Origin of the sequence: Streptomyces sp. NBC_01717 (assembly GCF_036248255.1) — a bacterium.
Taxonomy (GTDB): domain Bacteria; phylum Actinomycetota; class Actinomycetes; order Streptomycetales; family Streptomycetaceae; genus Streptomyces.
In genome coordinates this window covers 6951943-6970513 of the sequence record NZ_CP109178.1, presented here as the reverse complement: position 1 = coordinate 6970513, position 18571 = coordinate 6951943, and the positions used below count along the sequence as shown (strand labels likewise).

16 protein-coding genes are annotated in these 18571 nt (G+C 68.7%); 4 read left to right on the top strand and 12 right to left on the bottom strand.

Features of this window, described 5'->3' with window-relative positions; genetic code table 11:
- Positions 1-118: 118 nt before the first annotated feature.
- The 9 genes from OHB49_RS31545 to uvrC all read right to left on the bottom strand — a co-directional run bounded on the left by OHB49_RS31545 (position 119) and on the right by uvrC (position 9350).
- Positions 119-454, bottom strand: coding sequence for an RNA polymerase-binding protein RbpA (locus OHB49_RS31545; RefSeq protein WP_078852825.1), 336 nt, complete (start codon positions 452-454; stop codon positions 119-121).
- A gap of 109 nt (positions 455-563) precedes the next feature.
- Positions 564-800, bottom strand: a complete 237-nt coding sequence (gene secG / locus OHB49_RS31540) for a preprotein translocase subunit SecG (RefSeq protein WP_078852826.1) — start codon at positions 798-800, stop codon at positions 564-566.
- 123 nt (positions 801-923) lie between these two features.
- Positions 924-1700 (bottom strand): triose-phosphate isomerase, encoded by a 777-nt coding sequence (tpiA, locus tag OHB49_RS31535; protein ID WP_030974707.1) that lies wholly within the window; start codon positions 1698-1700, stop codon positions 924-926.
- Positions 1701-1706: 6 nt separating this feature from the next.
- The gene (locus OHB49_RS31530; protein ID WP_329164336.1) at positions 1707-2918 is read right to left on the bottom strand and encodes a phosphoglycerate kinase; all 1212 of its coding nucleotides are present in this window, start codon (positions 2916-2918) and stop codon (positions 1707-1709) included.
- A 108-nt stretch (positions 2919-3026) separates the two neighbouring features.
- Entirely contained in the window at positions 3027-4034 is a 1008-nt protein-coding gene (gap, locus tag OHB49_RS31525; RefSeq protein ID WP_030919775.1) for a type I glyceraldehyde-3-phosphate dehydrogenase, read from the bottom strand.
- 261 nt (positions 4035-4295) lie between these two features.
- Positions 4296-5285 (bottom strand): DNA-binding protein WhiA, encoded by a 990-nt coding sequence (whiA, locus tag OHB49_RS31520; RefSeq protein WP_030919772.1) that lies wholly within the window; start codon positions 5283-5285, stop codon positions 4296-4298.
- Positions 5276-6310: a gluconeogenesis factor YvcK family protein gene (locus OHB49_RS31515; protein WP_030974710.1), complete on the bottom strand. Its 1035-nt coding sequence runs from the start codon at positions 6308-6310 to the stop codon at positions 5276-5278. The genes whiA and OHB49_RS31515 overlap by 10 nt, the downstream gene beginning before the upstream one ends.
- Positions 6307-7317: an RNase adapter RapZ gene (gene rapZ / locus OHB49_RS31510; protein ID WP_329164334.1), complete on the bottom strand. Its 1011-nt coding sequence runs from the start codon at positions 7315-7317 to the stop codon at positions 6307-6309. Before rapZ ends, OHB49_RS31515 begins: the two co-directional genes overlap by 4 nt.
- Positions 7314-9350: an excinuclease ABC subunit UvrC gene (uvrC, locus tag OHB49_RS31505; protein WP_329164332.1), complete on the bottom strand. Its 2037-nt coding sequence runs from the start codon at positions 9348-9350 to the stop codon at positions 7314-7316. Before uvrC ends, rapZ begins: the two co-directional genes overlap by 4 nt.
- Positions 9351-9714: 364 nt before the next feature.
- Here uvrC and OHB49_RS31500 point away from each other — a divergent pair, with 364 nt between their 5' ends.
- Complete coding sequence (locus tag OHB49_RS31500; protein ID WP_329164330.1) at positions 9715-10953, top strand: IS256 family transposase; 1239 nt, start codon at positions 9715-9717, stop codon at positions 10951-10953.
- 130 nt (positions 10954-11083) lie between these two features.
- Entirely contained in the window at positions 11084-12010 is a 927-nt protein-coding gene (locus tag OHB49_RS31495) for a hypothetical protein (RefSeq protein WP_329164329.1), read from the top strand.
- Positions 12011-12051: 41 nt separating this feature from the next.
- Here OHB49_RS31495 and OHB49_RS31490 read toward each other — a convergent pair whose 3' ends face one another.
- Together OHB49_RS31490 and uvrA are read right to left on the bottom strand one after the other, a co-directional pair.
- Complete coding sequence (locus OHB49_RS31490; RefSeq protein ID WP_030974717.1) at positions 12052-12477, bottom strand: Rieske (2Fe-2S) protein; 426 nt, start codon at positions 12475-12477, stop codon at positions 12052-12054.
- 255 nt (positions 12478-12732) lie between these two features.
- On the bottom strand, positions 12733-15756 hold the full coding sequence (gene uvrA / locus OHB49_RS31485) for an excinuclease ABC subunit UvrA (protein ID WP_030974719.1): 3024 nt from the start codon (positions 15754-15756) through the stop codon (positions 12733-12735).
- Positions 15757-15931: 175 nt separating this feature from the next.
- Here uvrA and OHB49_RS31480 point away from each other — a divergent pair, with 175 nt between their 5' ends.
- Positions 15932-16621 (top strand): maleylpyruvate isomerase family mycothiol-dependent enzyme, encoded by a 690-nt coding sequence (locus tag OHB49_RS31480; RefSeq protein WP_030974721.1) that lies wholly within the window; start codon positions 15932-15934, stop codon positions 16619-16621.
- Between the two features lie 10 nt (positions 16622-16631).
- Positions 16632-17288, top strand: a complete 657-nt coding sequence (locus tag OHB49_RS31475; RefSeq protein WP_313936733.1) for an MBL fold metallo-hydrolase — start codon at positions 16632-16634, stop codon at positions 17286-17288.
- Positions 17289-17337: 49 nt separating this feature from the next.
- On the opposite strand, the gene OHB49_RS31470 is transcribed toward OHB49_RS31475, so the two are convergent.
- On the bottom strand, positions 17338-18339 hold the full coding sequence (locus OHB49_RS31470) for a TerC family protein (RefSeq protein WP_030974724.1): 1002 nt from the start codon (positions 18337-18339) through the stop codon (positions 17338-17340).
- Between the last annotated feature and the right edge of the window lie 232 nt (positions 18340-18571).

Here is an 18571-nt window from a genome sequence, read left to right as displayed (position 1 = left end):
GCCCCGCTGCCCCTCCAACTTAATTGATCAGAGGGGTGGACGAGGCGACAGAGAGCTGCGGCGCCGACAAATGCACTCCGGCCGGGCACCCTGGGGGTGACCGGCCGGTGAACAACTCTTAGATTTCGCCCCGGAGTTTTGCGAGGGCCTCGGCGAGGATGGCCTCGCCGTCCGCATCGCTGCGCCGCTCGCGTACATACGCGAGGTGCGTCTTGTACGGTTCGGTGCGCGGCGGGTCCGGCGGATTGTCCCGGTCCTGGCCGGCCGGGAAACCACAGCGCGGGCAGTCCCAAGTCTCCGGTGTCTGCGCGTCACTGGCGAAGCTCGGCTGCGTCTCGTGCCCGTTCGAGCACCAGAAGGAGATGCGGAGGCGCGGCGCGGACTCGCCCCGCTCGGCCTCCCCCATCGGCCCCGCTCCGACCCGGCTTCCCCGGATCGCGTTGCCACTTGCCACGGTCGTAACTCCCTGCGTGATGGTGCTCGAAGATGCCCCAGTCTACGTAAGGCCCAACGCGCGTCCAGTGAAAGGAGTTACACCCTCACCGGGAATCGCGGACGACGGGTCAGTTGTCCAGCTTCATCAGCAGACCAAGCACAATAATGCACGCGAACCATCCCAGACCGACCACCACGGTGATCCGGTCGAGGTTTCGCTCGGCGACCGACGAGCCACCGACGGACGACTGCATACCGCCACCGAACATGTCGGAGAGGCCGCCGCCCTTTCCCTTGTGCATCAGCACCAGCAGCATCAGCAGCAGGCTGAAGACGATCAGGGCGATCGAGAACCCCATAACCACGGCTGGTCCCTACTTTCCGGAATTCCCTTGGACTGCTCTAACGGATCTGACGGACAACGGGGGCCGGGAGGACGCACCTCCTCGGCCCCCGCAAGGGTACGACGGATCCGCGCTACCGCATACTCACTGGTCGCGGAAGCGGACGATCTTGACGAATTCGTCGGCGTCGAGAGCGGCGCCACCGATCAGGGCACCGTCGATGTCGGGCTTCGCCATGATCTCCGCGACATTCCCCGACTTCACGGAGCCGCCGTACTGGATGCGGACCGCGTCGGCCAGCTCCTGGGAGTACAGCTCGGCGAGCCGGCCGCGGATCGCCCCGCAGACCTCCTGGGCGTCGTCGGCGCCGCAGACCTTGCCGGTCCCGATGGCCCAGACCGGCTCGTACGCGATCACGATGGACTCGGCCTGCTCGGCCGGGATCTCCTTGAGCGCGCCGTCGACCTGCGCGAGGGTGTACGCGACGTGGCGCCCCTCCTCGCGGACCGACTCCTCCTCGCCGACGCACAGGATCGGGGTGAGGCCGTTCTTGTACGCGGCCTTGATCTTGGCGTTGACGATCTCGTCGGTCTCGTGGTGGTACTGGCGCCGCTCGGAGTGGCCGATGGCCACATAGGTGCACTTCAGCTTGGCGAGCATGGGACCGGAGATCTCGCCGGTGTACGCGCCGGAGTCGTGCGCCGAGATGTCCTGGGCGCCGTACTTGATCTTCAGTTTGTCGCCGTCGACCAGCGTCTGCACCGAGCGCAGGTCGGTGAAGGGCGGCAGGACGGCGACCTCGACGGCGTCGTAGTCCTTGTCGGCCAGGGCGAAGGCGAGCTTCTGGACGTGTGCGATGGCCTCGAGGTGGTTGAGGTTCATCTTCCAGTTGCCCGCCATCAGCGGGGTACGGGTGCTCATGAAAGGTCAGTCCTCCAGTGCGGCGAGGCCGGGAAGCGTCTTGCCCTCGAGGTATTCGAGGCTGGCGCCGCCACCGGTCGAGATGTGGCCGAATGCGTTCTCGTCGAAGCCCAGGATGCGGACGGCCGCGGCGGAGTCGCCACCGCCGACCACACTGAAGCCCTCGGAGTCGACGAGGGCCTGGGCGACTGCCCGGGTGCCCTCGGCGTAATCGGGGTGCTCGAAGACGCCCATCGGGCCGTTCCAGAAGACGGTGACGGCGTCGGCGAGCTTCGAGGCGTACAGCTTGTTGGTCTCGGGTCCGTTGTCCAGACCCATCACACCGGCCGGGATGGCATCCGCGGGCACGGTGGTGTGCCGGCTCGGGGCCTTGGTCTTGAGGTCGGGGAACTGCTCGGAGACCACGACGTCGACGGGGAGCACGAACTCCACGCCCTTCTCCTCGGCCCGCTTCAGATACTCCAGCACCGCCGGGATCTGGTCCTCCTGCAGGAGGGAGTTGCCGACCTCGTGGCCCTGGGCCTTGAGGAAGGTGTACGCCATGCCGCCGCCGATGAGGATGCGGTCGGCCCGCTCCAGGAGGTGGTCGATGACGCCGAGCTTGTCGGAGACCTTGGAGCCGCCGAGCACGACGGCGTACGGGCGCGCGACGTCCTCGGTGAGCTTCTTCAGGACGCCGACCTCGGTGGCGATCAGGTCGCCCGCGGCGTGCGGCAGCCGGGCGGGGAGGTCGAAGACCGAGGCGTGCTTGCGGTGGACGGCTCCGAAGCCGTCGCCCACGTACACATCGGCGAGCTCGGCGAGCTGATCGGCGAACGCGCCGCGCTCGGCGTCGTCCTTCGACGTCTCGCCGGGGTTGAAGCGGAGATTCTCGATGACGGCGACCTTGCCGTCGGTGAGCGCGGCGACCGTGGCACGGGCGGACTCGCCGACCGTGTCGGTCGCGAAGGCCACGCCGGCGCCGATCAGCTCGCCGAGCCGGGCGGCGGCGGGGGCCAGGGAGAAGGCCGGGTCCGGGGCGCCCTTGGGGCGGCCCAGGTGCGAGGCGACGATGACCCGGGCACCGGCCGCGGCGAGCTTCTCCACGGTCGGCTGGACGGCGCGGATACGGCCGTCGTCGGTGATGGTGGTGCCGCTCAGCGGCACGTTGAGGTCGGCGCGGACGAATACGCGCTTGCCGGTGACCCCTTCGGCGAGAAGTTCGTCGATCGTCTTCATCTTGCTGGACTCCTTGGAGGGCGAGGAAGCATGCAACGGGGCTCGAACGGCGCTGCGTTGCGCTGTCCGAGCCCCTTGCTCACATCGAGGTGCCTGCCGATTCGACGGTCAGAGCTGGCTGCCGACGAAGACGGTCAGGTCGACGAGGCGGTTGGAGTAGCCCCACTCGTTGTCGTACCAGCCGATGACCTTGACCTGCGTGCCCTCTGCCATGGTCAGCAGGGAGTCGAAGGTGCAGGAAGCCGGGTCCGAGACGATGTCCGAGGACACGATCGGGTCCTGGGTGTAGACGAGCTTGCCCTTGAGCGGGCCCTCCTCGGCGGCCTTCTGGAAGGCGGCGTTGACCTCGTCGCGGGTGACCTCGCGCTCCAGCGTGATGACCAGGTCGGTGACGGAGCCGGTCGGGACCGGGACACGCATCGCGATGCCGTCGAGCTTGCCCCTGAGCTGCGGGAGCACCAGAGCGGTGGCCTTCGCGGCACCGGTCGTGGTCGGGATGATGTTCTCCGCCGCGGCGCGGGCGCGACGCAGGTCGGAGTGCGGGAAGTCCAGGATGCGCTGGTCGTTCGTGTACGCGTGGACCGTCGTCATGAGGCCCTTGACGATGCCGAAGTTCTCGTCCAGAACCTTGGCCATCGGCGCGACGCAGTTGGTGGTGCAGGAGGCGTTGGAGATGACGTGGTGGTTGGCCGCGTCGTACTTCTCCTCGTTGACGCCCATCACGATGGTGATGTCCTCGTCCTTGGCCGGAGCCGAGATGAGGACCTTCTTGGCGCCGCCCGCGATGTGCTTCTCGGCGTCGGCCTTCTTGGTGAAGATGCCGGTCGACTCGATGACGATGTCGACGCCCAGCTCACCCCAGGGGATGTCGGCCGGGTTGCGCTCGGAGAGCACCTTGATGGTGTGGCCGTCGACGGTGATGCTGTCGGCGGTGTGGCTGACCTCTGCCTTCAGACGACCCAGAATGGTGTCGTACTTCAGCAGGTGGGCCGTGGTCGCAGTGTCACCCAGGTCGTTGACAGCCACGATCTCGATGTCCGCACCCTGCTCCAGCAGCGCGCGGAAGTAGTTACGACCGATGCGGCCAAAGCCGTTGATGCCTACGCGGATCGTCACGAACCGATCTCCTCGTTAGGTACGCCGGGTTTCGACGCCGGCGAGTTGTATGGGATGTCCCCGACCGCCTCCGACCCTACCTCTCCGTGGGCCCTGGAGTGACATCGTGCGGGCCCGGAAGCGCCGCAAAGGCCCGTACTCCCCAGTAGGAGTACGGACCTCCGGTTACTCGGCCTCGGATGCAGTGACGATTACGGAGTGTCAACATCCCCGGGTCCGGAGCGCGTTCCGCCTTCGGCCGGGATTCGACCCCGTTCCGCCTCAGCCCACCAGGCCGTCAGCGAGCTCCTCGCTGAGCGTGGACTCCGTCCCCGGGATACCGAGGTCCTGGGCCCGCTTGTCGGCCATGGCCAGCAGCCGGCGGATCCGGCCGGCGACCGCGTCCTTGGTCAGCGGCGGGTCGGCGAGCGCACCCAACTCCTCCAGGGAGGCCTGCTTGTGCTCCATGCGCAGCCGTCCGGCCGCCGCGAGGTGCTCGGGCACCTCCTCGCCCAGGATCTCCAGGGCGCGTCCCACCCGGGCGCCTGCGGCCACCGCGGCCCGTGCCGAGCGGCGCAGGTTGGCGTCGTCGAAGTTGGCGAGCCGGTTGGCGGTGGCCCGGACCTCACGACGCATCCGCCGCTCCTCCCAGGCCAGCACCGACTCATGGGCGCCGAGCCGGGTGAGCAGGGCGCCGATCGCGTCGCCGTCGCGGACGACGACCCGGTCCACGCCGCGCACCTCGCGGGCCTTCGCCGCGATGGAGAGCCTGCGGGCCGCGCCGACCAGTGCGAGCGCCGCCTCCGGGCCCGGGCAGGTCACCTCCAGCGAGGAGGAGCGGCCCGGCTCGGTGAGCGAGCCGTGGGCCAGGAAGGCACCGCGCCAGGCGGCCTCGGCGTCGCAGGTGGCCCCCGAGACCACCTGCGGCGGCAGCCCGCGGATGGGCCGGCCGCGACCGTCCACCAGCCCGGTCTGGCGGGCCAGCTGATCGCCGCCCGCCACCACCCTTACGACATAGCGGGAGCCGCGCCGCAGCCCGCCGGGGGCCATCACGATCAGCTCCGAGCTGTGCCCGAAGATCTCGAGAATGTCCCGCTTCAGCCGACGCGCCGCCATCGCGGTGTCCAGCTCCGCCTCGATCACAATCCGGCCGCTCACCAGGTGCAGCCCGCCCGCGAACCGAAGAATCGCCGAAACCTCTGCCTTCCTGCAGCAGGTCCGGGTCACGGGAAGCCGAGAGATTTCGTCCTTCACCGCTGGCGTCATCGCCATGGGCCGATCCTTCCATGCATCCGAAAAATACGGTCGTACGCGGCGGCCAACAGCTCCGGATCATGGATCGGAACGCCGTCGGGTGAGGCCACCGGCGCCAGCTCGACCGCGGCGCCGAGCCGCTTGGCGGCATCGGCGAGGGACTCGCGATCGGGCACGGCGGCTTCGTCGGCCAGCACCACGTCCAGGGCGAGTTTAGGGGCGTGTCGTCCCAAAACCTCCAAATGACGCTGCGGAGAGAAGCCATCAGTTTCGCCGGGCTGCGGTGCCAGGTTCAGCGACAGGACCTTACGGGCCTTCGTCGCGACGAGCGCGTCGAGCAGTTCCGGTACGAGCAGATGCGGGATCACCGAAGAGAACCAGGATCCCGGGCCGAGCACCACCCAGTCCGCGTCGAGTACCGCCTCGACCGCTTCCGGGACGGCCGGCGGGTCGTTCGGGACGAGGTGTACGGACTGCACCTCACCGGGGGTCAGTGCCACCGTCGCCTGGCCGCGCACCGTGTCCACGGCGTCCGGGCGGGCCGGGTCGTGGCCCCGTACGAGCGCCTGGAGCTCCAGCGGCACGGCGGACATGGGCAGCACCCGGCCGTGCGCGCCGAGGAGCTTGCCGACCAGGTCCAGGGCCTGGACATGGTCGCCGAGCTGCTCCCAGAGGGCGACGATCAGCAGATTGCCCACCGCGTGCTCGTGCAGATCGCCCTTGGACTGGAAGCGGTGCTGGATGACCTGTGCCCAGGTCTGACCCCAGTCGTCGTCACCGCAGAGTGCGGCGAGCGCCTTGCGGAGGTCGCCGGGCGGCAGGACGCCGAGCTCCTCACGGAGCCGGCCGCTGGAGCCGCCGTCGTCGGCGACGGTGACCACGGCGGTGAGATCGCCGGTGATCCGGCGCAGTGCGGCGAGCGACGCGGACAGGCCCATGCCGCCGCCGAGTGCGACGACCTTGGGTTGGGCGCCACGTTTGCGGGCGGAGAGCGCGGAGGTGGCTCTGCGCAGCCGCCGCAGGCGCAGATTGCGGCTGGTCACTCGCGCCCCATGTCCCGGTGGACGAGGACGGTCTCGATCCCTTCGGCGGCGAGCCGGGCTGCCAGCTTCTCCGACATCGCGACGGAGCGGTGCTTGCCGCCCGTGCAGCCGACGGCGATCGTCACATAGCGCTTGCCCTCACGTCGGTAGCCCGCGGCAACCAGCTGGAGCAGCTCGGTGTACTGGTTGAGGAACTCCTTGGCGCCCGGCTGGTTGAAGACGTACGCCGAGACCTCCTCGTTGAGTCCGGTGAACGGGCGCAGCTCGGGGACCCAGTGCGGGTTGGGCAGGAAGCGGCAGTCGGCCACCAGGTCCGCGTCGACCGGCAGGCCGTACTTGAAGCCGAACGACATCACCGTGGCGCGCAGCTCCGGCTCCTCGTCACCGGCGAACTGGGCGTCCATCTTGGCGCGCAGCTCGTGCACGTTGAGGCTGGAGGTGTCGATCACCAGGTCGGCGTCGCCGCGCAGCTCGCGCAGCAGGTCGCGCTCGGCGGCGATGCCGTCGACGATCCGGCCGTCGCCCTGGAGGGGGTGCGGCCGACGGACCGATTCGAAGCGGCGGACCAGCGCGTCGTCGGAGGACTCCAGGAAGACGATCCGCCGGGTGACGTGTCTGGCCGCGAGATCGGCGAGGGACTCCCGCAGGTTGTCGAAGAAGCGGCGGCCGCGCACGTCGACGACGACGGCGATCCGGGCGACATTGCCCTGGGACCGGGCGCCGAGCTCCACCATGGTGGGGATCAGGGCGGGCGGCAGGTTGTCGACGACGAACCAGCCGAGGTCCTCCAGACACTTGGCGGCGGTGGATCGTCCGGCGCCCGACATGCCGGAGATGATCACCAGCTCGGGGATGGCCGCGGCGGCATCGCCCGTCTCGGTCGTGGTGCCCGTACTCACGTGTCCTGCTCCGTCTGCTCGGTCCGTGCTGTCGTGCGCGCCGTCCGTGCCGTCGTGCGCGCTCTCCTGCTCGTGTTCGTGTTCCTGCTCGTGTTCGTGTTCAGTCATGACGTGCTGCCCCCGTCGTCCTCTTCAATGATCTCTCCTGTCGCCGTATTCACGGCGGGCGCGGCCGGGGTGGTCGAGGCGAGGGCGACAGCCACTGATTCCGCCGTCCTGCGGCCTATCCCCGGAACCTCGCAGATCTCGTCGATTGTCGCCTGCTTCAGCTTCTTCACGGAGCCGAAATGCTTGATCAACGCCTGTTTCCGGGTCTCGCCGAGGCCGGAGACCGCGTCCAGCGGGCTCGAGCGGATGCGCTTGGCCCGCTTGGCACGCTGATAAGTGATGGCGAAACGGTGGGCCTCGTCGCGGACGCGCTGCAGGAGGTAGAGGCCCTCGCTGGAGCGGGGCAGGACCACGGGGTCGTCGTCCTCGGGCAGCCATACCTCTTCGAGGCGCTTGGCGAGGCCGCAGACGGCGATGTCGTCGATCCCCAGCTCGTCGAGGGCCCGCTTGGCCGCGGCGACCTGCGGCTGGCCGCCGTCGACCACGACGAGCTGCGGCGGGTAGGCGAACCGCTTGGGGCGGCCGTCGTCCTCACGGGGCTCGTTGTCGAAGGGGTCGCCGTCCCCGGCGGCGGTCTCCGGGGCCGGTACGGCTCCGGAGGGTGCCGGACTCTCCTCCCACTCCCCCGTCCGCTCCTTCTCCTGGAGGTAGCGCCTGAAGCGGCGGCCGATCACCTCGTGCATCGAGCGGACATCGTCCTGCCCCTCGAAGCCCTTGATCTGGAAGCGGCGGTACTCGCTCTTGCGGGCCAGACCGTCCTCGAAGACGACCATGGACGCGACCACGTCGTCGCCCTGGAGATGGGAGATGTCGAAGCATTCGATGCGCAGCGGAGCCGTATCGAGGCCCAGCGCCTCGGCGATCTCCTCCAGGGCGCGGGAGCGGGTCGTCAGATCGGAGGCGCGCTTGGTCTTGTGCAGCCCCAGGGCCTGCTGGGCGTTGCGCTGGACCGTCACCATCAGGTCCTTCTTGTCGCCGCGCTGCGGGATGCGCAGGCTGACCTGGGAACCCCGGCGGCCGGCGAGCCACTGGGAGACCGCTTCGGGGTCCTCCGGAAGGGCCGGGACGAGGACCTCCTTGGGGACGGAGTCGCCTGTCTCCTCCCCGTACAGCTGCTGCAGGGCGTGCTCGACGAGGCCCGAGGTGTCAACCGCCTCGACCTTGTCGGTGACCCAGCCGCGCTGGCCCCGCACCCGGCCGCCGCGGACGTGGAATATCTGCACGGCGGCCTCGAGCTCGTCCTCGGCGACCGCGATCAGGTCGGCGTCGGTGGCGTCGGCGAGGACGACGGCGCTCTTCTCCATGGCCCGCTTGAGGGCCTCCACGTCGTCGCGGAGCCGAGCCGCCCGCTCGTACTCCATCTCGTCGGCCGCCGCCATCATGTCCTTCTCCAGCCGGCGGATGTACGTGCCCGTGCGGCCGGCCATGAAGTCGCAGAAGTCATCCGCCAATTCGCGGTGCTCCTCGGGCGTGACCCGGCCGACGCAGGGCGCCGAGCACTTGCCGATGTAGCCGAGGAGGCAGGGGCGGCCGGTCCGCGCGGCGTTCTTGAAGACACCGGCGGAGCACGTACGGACGGGAAAGACCCGGAGCATCAGGTCGACGGTCTCGCGGATCGCCCAGGCATGCCCGTACGGACCGAAGTAGCGCACGCCCTTCTTCTTGGCACCACGCATGACCTGGACGCGCGGGAACTCCTCGTTCAGCGTGACCGCGAGATACGGATAGCTCTTGTCGTCGCGGTACTTGACGTTGAACCGGGGGTCGAACTCCTTGATCCAGGAGTACTCCAGCTGCAGCGCCTCGACCTCGGTGGCGACGACGGTCCACTCGACGGAGGCGGCCGTGGTGACCATCGTGCGGGTGCGCGGGTGGAGATTGGCCAGGTCCTGGAAGTAGTTGGCCAGGCGCTGGCGCAGGCTCTTCGCCTTCCCGACGTAGATCACCCGGCGGTGCTCGTCGCGGAATTTGTAGACCCCCGGGGAGTCGGGGATCTGTCCCGGCTTGGGGCGGTAGCTGGAGGGGTCTGCCATGGTGCCCACCCTACTTGCGGGCGGTGACAGTGCGGTGTCCTCCGGGGTGATGCCGTGCTCCGGGGTGCGGGGTGGGGGAGCGCGCCCCGGAGCACGGGGCCGGCGGGCGCCGTCACCGTTCAACGAGCATCAACCGTTGTCGGGAACGGGTCAACACGCTTCAATGCGGGGGAACAGCGCCGTGTGAACGGTGTGGCGGCATGCGTGAACGGTCCGCCCCCGGCCACCTGGGTTACGTCCAGGGAAGTGGTGTACGGGTTCGACCTGATCTGGGGGTTTGCTCCGGCATCGGGATGAGGCCCGCATAGACGAACGGCCACCGGCTGATCTTCGAAGTGTCGAAGCCTCGAAGGAGATCAGCACGATGACCGCACCCGACAGTCTGCCCCTGCACGCCCTCGCCGAGAACAACCTCGTCGCGGCGAGTCCCGATCTGCTGCGCGCGATGGTCAAGACGTTCGCCGACGCGCTCATGTCCGCGGAGGCCGACGCCCTCTGCAACGCCGAATACGGGCAGGTCAGCGACGAACGCGTCAACCACCGCAACGGATACCGCCCACGCGAGTGGGACACCCGCGCCGGCACCGTCGAACTCGCCATCCCCAAACTCAGGTCCGGCAGCTACTTCCCGCACTGGCTCCTCGAACGCCGCCGCCGGGCCGAGCAGGCCCTCATCTCGGTGGTCGCCACCGCCTACCTCCTCGGTGTCTCCACCCGCCGGGTCGAGAAACTCGCCGAGTCCCTCGGCGTCACCCAACTGTCGAAATCGCAGGTCAGCGCGATGGCCAAGCACCTCGACGAACAGGTCACCGCCTTCCGCAACCGGCCGCTCGACGCCGGCCCCTACACCTTCATCTGGGTCGACGCCCTCACCCAGAAGGTCCGAGAAGGCGGCCGGATCATCAACGTCCACGCCCTGGTCGCAGTCGGCGTCAACGCCGACGGGCACCGCGAGATCCTCGGCCTGGACGTGGCCACGGCAGAGGACGGCGCCGGCTGGATCGCCTTCCTGCGCTCCCTCATCGCCCGGGGCCTGTCCGGCGTCCAGCTCGTCGTCTCCGACGCCCACGCCGGCCTCGTCGACGCCATCGGCGCCACCCTGCCCGGCGCGTCCTGGCAGCGCTGCCGAACGCACTATGCCCGCAACCTGCTGAGCCAAGTTCCGAAGTCGGCCCAGCCCTGGGTGGCCACACTCCTGCGGACCGTGTTCGAACAACCCGACACCGACGCTGTGACAGCCCAGATGCGGCACGTCCTCGACGCTCTGGAAGCCAAGTTCCCGAAGGCAGCAGCCCACTTGGACACAGCCCAGCACGACCTGCTCGCGTTCAAGGGCTTCCCGCGCGAGCTCTGGCGGCAGATCTGGTCGAACAACCCGCAGGAACGGCTGAACAAGGAGATCCGCCGCCGGACCGACGTCGTCGGCATCTTCCCCGACCGCACCGCCGTGATCCGCCTGGTCGGCGCGGTCCTGGCCGAGCAGAACGACGAATGGACCGAGGCCCGCCGCTACATGGGCCTCGACCTCCTTGCCAAGGCACGCCTCCACCCGATCGAGTCAGAAACCGACGACACCACCCTGCACACCGAACTCACCGCATAGCCTCTCAAAACGAGATCACCGAGTGGCCGTCGATACACCACTCCAGCGGACGTGACCGCCACCTGCCCGTCCCGCTCCCATCGGCACGGTCTCCCCGCCCCGTGCCGTGAACGTTCACTGGAGGCACGTCATGCACCGCACCGAGGCCGAACTGGCGCAGGTGCTGCACACCGGTCCGTTCCATCTGGCGCTGCGCACCGCCTTCTCGGTGCGTGGGCTGCCGCTCCAGCGGGTGCAGCACCATCTCGCACACCGTGGGGTGAAGGTCGGCGTGACCAGCCTGAGTTACTGGCAGCAGGGAGCCCGGCGCCCGCAGCGCGCCGAGTCCCTGCGGGCGGTGAAAGCGCTGGAGGAGGTGCTGGAACTGCCGGGGAACTCGCTGCTCCGGCTGCTCGGCGCCGGGGATGCCCGTGCGGACGCCGAGCGACCGGCCGGTCGCTCGTACCGCTCCCTGATGGAGGCGTCCGGCGCGGTGGAGCGGCTGCTCGACGCGCTGGAGTCACCGGCCGACGGCGGGCTGCACACGGTGGGGCACCAGGAGCGGGTACGGATCGGGTCCGGCCGGGAGCTGCGGCGCCGGGAATCGCAGCACGTCGTGCGCGCGCACCGCGACGGGATCGACCGCTACCTCGCCGTGTACCGCGGCGATCCGGGCTGCGACCCCGCGCGGGTCGAGGTGGCGGCCCGGGAGAACTGCCGGACGGGCCGGGTCCGCTGGAACCGGGAGGCGGGGGTGCTCGTCGCCGAGCTGCTCTTCGACACCCGGCTGCGGGCGGGTGAGACGTACCTCTTCGGCTACGGGTTCGACGACGGTACGGGCGGACCGTGCGGCGAGTACGTGCGCGGCTTCAGCTTCGGCGGCGGACAGTACGTGCTGCAGGTGCACTTCGACGAGGATGCGCTGCCGGTACGGTGCCGACGGTTCGCCCAGGCTTCGGTGGGGGCTCCGCGCGGCGGCCGTACGGACCTCACGCTCACCGGCCGGCACCGGACCGTGCACCTGGTGGAGCAGGGGGTGCGGCCCGGCCTGGTCGGCATCGACTGGGACTGGGAGTGACGACCGCTGGTCCCCGGTCGCCCGGCGTCAGGCGTCAGGCGTCAGGCGTCAGGACCGGCTATCAGCTTTCCGCTCTCGACCCTGACCGGGACGGAGGGCAGCGGCACGGTCGCCGGGCCGTGCACCGCCTCGCCCGTCGTCGTGTCGAAGCGGCTGCCGTGGCAGGGGCAGTTCCCCTCGTTCTTCTCGACCTTGTCCAGCAGACAGCCCGCGTGGGTGCACTGGGCGCTGAACGCCTTGTACTGACCCTTGGCCGGACAGCTGACGACGACCCGCTGCTCGCGGTAGAGCTTGGATCCGCCGACCGGCACCTCGTCCGCGGCGCCGAGCTCGACGGGGGCGGTCGGCGTGGGCGTCTCGGCGTGCCCGAGCTTCGACTCGGTCGAACAGGCGGCCACTCCCAGCCCGGCGACACCGGCGAGAGCGGCACCCTTCAGCACGGTACGGCGGGCGGGCTGGCCGGACATGCGGACTCCACAGGGTGTGAGGGGTAGGGCGAGGGGCGTCGGGGAAGCGCCGGATACCGGGGTACCAGGAGACTCCGGGGATACCAGGAGCACCACAGGCACCACAGGCACCACGGGCATCCGTGACAGAAGTGACGATACCGGCGGAGAGGGACAGCCTTGCGGCCGGGCCGGTCCTCGACGATCGCGCCTGGTCACAGCCCTACGCGAGAGGGCGGCTCCCGTCCGGGAACCGCCCTCTCGACACCGCGCGGGTCAGGCCTTGCGCGTGCGGGTCGCCTTCTTCGCTGCGGGCTTCTTCGCCGCAGCCGCCGTGCCCGAAGCCGTCTTCGCCGTCGCCGTCTTCCTCACCGGGGACGACTTGGCGGCCACCGTCTTCGCCGCCGCCTTCCGTACCGGCTTGCGTGCCGCCGGCACTGCCGCCTCGCTCACCCGGACCGGGTCCAGGACGCCCTGCAGGAACTTGCCGGTGTGGCTCGCCGGGACCATGGCGACCTGCTCCGGTGTGCCTTCGGCGACGACCAGACCACCGCCGTTGCCACCCTCCGGGCCCATGTCGATGACCCAGTCCGCGGTCTTGATGACATCGAGGTTGTGCTCGATGACGATCACCGAGTTGCCCTTGTCGACCAGCCCGGACAGCACCTTGATGAGCTTGCTGATGTCCTCGAAGTGCAGTCCGGTGGTCGGCTCGTCCAGGACGTAGACCGTGCGGCCGGTGGAGCGCTTCTGCAGCTCGCTCGCGAGCTTCACGCGCTGCGCCTCACCGCCGGAGAGCGTCGGCGCGGACTGGCCGAGCCTGACGTATCCGAGGCCCACCTCGTGGAGCGTACGGAGATGGCGGGCGATCGTCGGGACGGCCTCGAAGAACTCCAGGCCCTCCTCGATCGGCATGTCCAGCACCTCGGCGATGGACTTGCCCTTGTAGTGGACCTCCAGGGTCTCCCGGTTGTACCGCGCCCCGTGGCAGACCTCGCACGGGACGTACACGTCCGGCAGGAAGTTCATCTCGATCTTGATCGTGCCGTCGCCGGAGCAGTTCTCGCATCGGCCGCCCTTGACGTTGAAGGAGAAGCGGCCCGGCAGATAACCGCGCACCTTCGCCTCCATCGTCTCGGCGAACAGCTTGCGGACATGATCGAAGACGCCGGTGTACGTCGCCGGGTTGGACCGGGGTGTCCGGCCGATCGGCGACTGGTCGACGTGCACCACCTTGTCGACCAGGTCGTCGCCGTCCACCCGGGTGTGCCGCCCGGGGACCGACTTGGCGCCGTTCAGCTCGCGCGCCAGGTGGGTGTAGAGGATGTCGTTGACCAGCGTCGACTTACCCGAGCCCGAGACACCGGTGACCGCCGTGAGTACACCGAGCGGGAACGAGACGTCGATGTCCTGGAGGTTGTTCTCCCGGGCTCCGCGCACCGTGAGCCGACGGGTCGGGTCGGCCGGGCGCCGGATGTCGGGCATCGGAATGGACTTCTTGCCGACCAGATAGTGGCCGGTGATCGACTCGTCGTTGGCCAGCAGCTCCTTGAGTGATCCGGAGTGGACCACCTTGCCGCCGTGCTCACCGGCGCCGGGGCCGATGTCGACGACCCAGTCGGCGACCTTGATGGTGTCCTCGTCGTGCTCGACGACGATGAGCGTGTTGCCCATGTCACGGAGGCGGACCAGGGTCTCGATCAACCGGTGGTTGTCGCGCTGGTGCAGCCCGATGGACGGCTCGTCCAGCACGTACAGCACGCCGACGAGGCCGGAGCCGATCTGGGTGGCGAGCCGGATGCGCTGCGCCTCGCCGCCGGACAGGGTGCCTGCAGCACGGTTGAGCGAAAGGTAGTCGAGGCCGACGTCGACCAGGAATCTCAGCCGCTCGTTGACCTCCTTCAGCACCCGCTCGGCGATCTTCTTGTCGCGGGCGTTCAGCTTCAACCGGCCGAGGAATTCGGCGCACTCGCTGATCGACATCGCGGAGACCTGCGCAATGGACTTCTCCATCACCGTCACCGCGAGGACGATCGGCTTCAGCCTCGTGCCCTCACAGGTCGGGCAGGGCACCTCGCGCATATAGCCCTCGAAGCGCTCCCGGCTGGAGTCGCTCTCGGCCTCGGAGTGCCGCCGCTTGACGAACTGCACCGCACCCTCGAAGGCCGGGGTGGTGTAGGCGCGCTCGCGCCCGTAGCGGTTGCGGTAGCGGACCTCGGTCTGGATCTTGTGGCCGTGCAGCAGGGCCTTCTTCGCGCGCTGCGGCAGTCCGGCCCACGGGATGTCCGTACGGAATCCGAGGGCGTCGGCGAGGGCGCCGATCAGCCGCCCGAAGTACTCCTTGGTGTGGCCGTGCGACCAGGGGTGGATCGCGCCCTCGTCGAGGGACTTCTCCTCGTCGGGGACGATCAGCTCCGGGTCGACCTCCATCCGCGTACCGATACCCGTGCAGTCGGGGCAGGCGCCGAAGGGCGAGTTGAAGGAGAAGGAGCGCGGCTCCAGCTCCTCGAAGGAGAGGTCGTCGTACGGGCAGTAGAGGTGCTCGGAATACATCCGCTCACGCTCGGGGTCGTCCTCCGGGAGGTCGACGAAGTCGAGCACGACCATGCCGCCGGAGAGACCGAGCGCGGTCTCGACCGAGTCGGTCAGCCGGCGCTTGGCGCTGTCCTTCACCGTGAGGCGGTCGATGACCACCTCGATGGTGTGCTTCTCCTGCTTCTTGAGCTTGGGCGGCTCGGCGAGGTGGATGGTCTCGCCGTCGACCCTGGCCCTGCTGTAGCCCTTGGTCTGCAGATCGGAGAAGAGGTCGACGAACTCACCCTTGCGCTCGCGCACCAGCGGCGACAGCACCTGGAAGCGGCTGCCCTCGGGCAGGGCGAGCACCTTGTCGACGATGGCCTGCGGCGACTGGCGGGAGATCGGCCGGCCGCACTCGGGACAGTGCGGCTTGCCGATCCGGGCGAAGAGCAGCCGGAGGTAGTCGTAGACCTCGGTGATCGTGCCGACCGTCGAGCGCGGGTTGCGCGATGTCGACTTCTGGTCGATGGAGACGGCGGGCGACAGGCCCTCGATGAAATCGACGTCCGGCTTGTCCATCTGGCCGAGGAACTGCCTGGCGTACGAGGAGAGCGACTCCACGTATCGCCGCTGGCCCTCGGCGAAGATCGTGTCGAACGCCAGCGATGACTTGCCCGACCCGGAGAGCCCGGTGAAGACGATGAGGGAGTCGCGGGGGAGGTCGAGCGAGACGTTCTTGAGGTTGTGCTCGCGAGCGCCACGGACGATGAGACGGTCGACCACGCCGGTCCGCACCTTTCTAGAGAGAAGTGGGGGAACTGAGCCCCCGTCCCAGGGTATGGGGGGCGCCACAGCGATGTACGAAGCTTTCGAGTCCGAGCGTATAGCACGCGCATTCGATTTACGGACGGCCGATATCTCCTTCACCCGAATGAGTGGCGACGCTAGGCTCGGCCACATGATTGATCATGCGCACGACCTGGAAGCCGTACGTGAAGCGACCGATCGGCTCCTCAGCGCAACGGGCAAATTGGACAACGTCACAGTCGCCGAGCCGTCGCGGCTGCCCGGCTGGAGCCGGGGCCATGTTCTTGCGCACCTATCTCGTAACGCCGACGCGCTCGTAAATGTTCTCCAGAGCCGCCCGATGTACGCAGACAGCGAAACCCGCGATCGCGACATCGAGCGTGACGCACCCCGGCCGCTCGCCGAACAGCTGGCCGATGTGCGCGAGAGCGCCGCCCGCTTCCTGGCCGCGGCCGCCGAGCCGGCGGACTGGTCGCGCACGATCACGATGCGCAACGGCGTGACGGACTCGGCATCCCGCGTCCCCTTCCGCCGCTGGATCGAGGTCGATCTGCACCATGTCGACCTGGGCATCGGCTACGAGCTGGAGGACCTGCCGGACGAGTTCGTGGGCCGCGAGATCGACTTCCTCGCGGAGCGGTTCGGCCGGCACCCGGAGGTCGTGTCCACGGGTGTGGCCGCCGACGACGGCAGGTTCTGGACCACGGGCGGCGGCGCGGAAGGCGGCCCCGTCGTGGTCCGTGGCACGGCGCCGGAGCTGCTGGGCTGGCTCTCCGGGCGCCGCGACGGGTCCGCACTCACCGTGGACGGTGGCCACCTCCCCGTACTGCCCCCGCTATAGGCTGAGGCGCATGACGTACAGCGGAGCGGTCAAGGTCGGCGGACGTGCGGACGTACACGAGTTGACGGATCTGATGATCTCCAAGGTCGCCGTCGGCCCGATGAACAACAACGCCTATCTGCTGCGCTGCCGGGCCACCGGCGAGCAGCTCCTGATCGACGCGGCCAACGAGGCCGGAACCCTGCTGCGGCTGATCGGTGACGACTCCATCGCGTCCGTCGTCACCACTCATCGGCACGGCGACCACTGGCAGGCGCTGGCCGAGGTGGTGGCGGCCACCGGTGCGCGTACCTACGCCGGTCGGTACGACGCCGAGGGCATCCCGGTCCCGACCGACGTGCTCGTCGACGACAACGGCACGATCCGGGTGGGGCAGGTCACGCTGACCGCCCGCCATCTGGTCGGCCACACCCCGGGCTCCATCGCGCTCGTCTACGACGATCCGCACGGCGCTCCGCACCTGTTCACCGGGGACTGCCTCTTTCCCGGCGGGGTCGGCAACACGCACAAGGACCCCGAGGCCTTCGCGAGCCTGCTCCACGATGTGGAGACCAAGCTCTTCGACCAGCTGCCCGACGAGACCTGGGTCTATCCGGGCCACGGTCACGACACGACGCTCGGTGACGAGCGACCGCAGTTGCCCGAGTGGCGCGCACGCGGCTGGTGAGGGAAGGGCGGGCGGCTCTGCCGCCCGCCCCTGTTGCCCCCCGCCCGGATCAGGCGTCGATGCTGGAGCTCTTCTCCGCCGCCCGGTCGGCCTCCGCGGCCTCGGCCGCCTCCTGCTTCTTGTTGGCGATGAGGCTGGTGATCGTGGTGATCACCAGCACCCCGCAGATGAAGCCGAGCGAGACGGGGATCGAGATCTCGGGGACATGCACCCCGGACTCGTGCAGGGCGTGCAGCACCAGCTTGACGCCGATGAAGCCGAGGATGACCGAGAGCCCGTAGCTGAGGTGCACCAGCTTCTTCAGCAGACCGCCGATCAGGAAGTACAGCTGCCGCAGCCCCATCAGCGCGAAGGCGTTGGCGGTGAAGACGATGTACGGGTCCTGGGTCAGACCGAAGATCGCGGGGATCGAGTCCAGCGCGAACAGCACATCGGTCGTGCCGATGGCGAGCATGACGACCATCAGCGGGGTCAGGACGCGCTTGCCGTTGTTCCTGATGAAGAGCTTGGTGCCGTGGTACTTGTCGGCGACACCGAAGCGGCGCTCGATCGACTTGAGGAGACGGTTCTCCTCGAACTCGTCCTCCTCCTCGTCGGCCCGCGCCTCCTGGATGAGCTTCCAGGCGGTGTAGATCAGGAACGCGCCGAAGATGTAGAAGACCCACGAGAAGTTCGCGATGACCGCGGCGCCGGCGGCGATGAAGATCGCTCGCAGCACCAGGGCGATCAGCACACCGACCAGCAGCACGCGCTGCTGGAGGTGGGAGGGCACCGAGAACTTCGCCATGATCAGGACGAACACGAAGAGGTTGTCGACACTGAGCGACTTCTCGGTGATGAAGCCGGCGAAGAACTCGCCCGACGCCTGACTCTCGCCGAAGAACAGCAGGCCGAGCCCGAAGAGCGCGGCCAGCGCGATCCAGACGATCGTCCAGATTCCGGCTTCCTTCGTCGTCACGTCATGTGGCTTGCGCCCGATGAAGAAGTCGATGGCAATAAGGGCTGACAGACCAAGAATGGTCAGCACCCAGAGGGTTCCTGAAACGTCCACTGCGCCTCCGGCAGTTCGCTACGGCTACTGATCAGCGTCGTCGCTGCCGGAGGTCTCTTCCACCCGGGCGCACGGGATGCGCACCACGGGCCGACGCCCCGGGACCGGTCACAGTCCGTACTGACGGGCACGCCGCGTATGGGAATACTCCCCTCCGTCCAAGAAACAGTACAGGGAATACCAAGAAAAGGTAAAGCGACGGGTAAAGATCACTCAAAAGACCAGGTCAGGG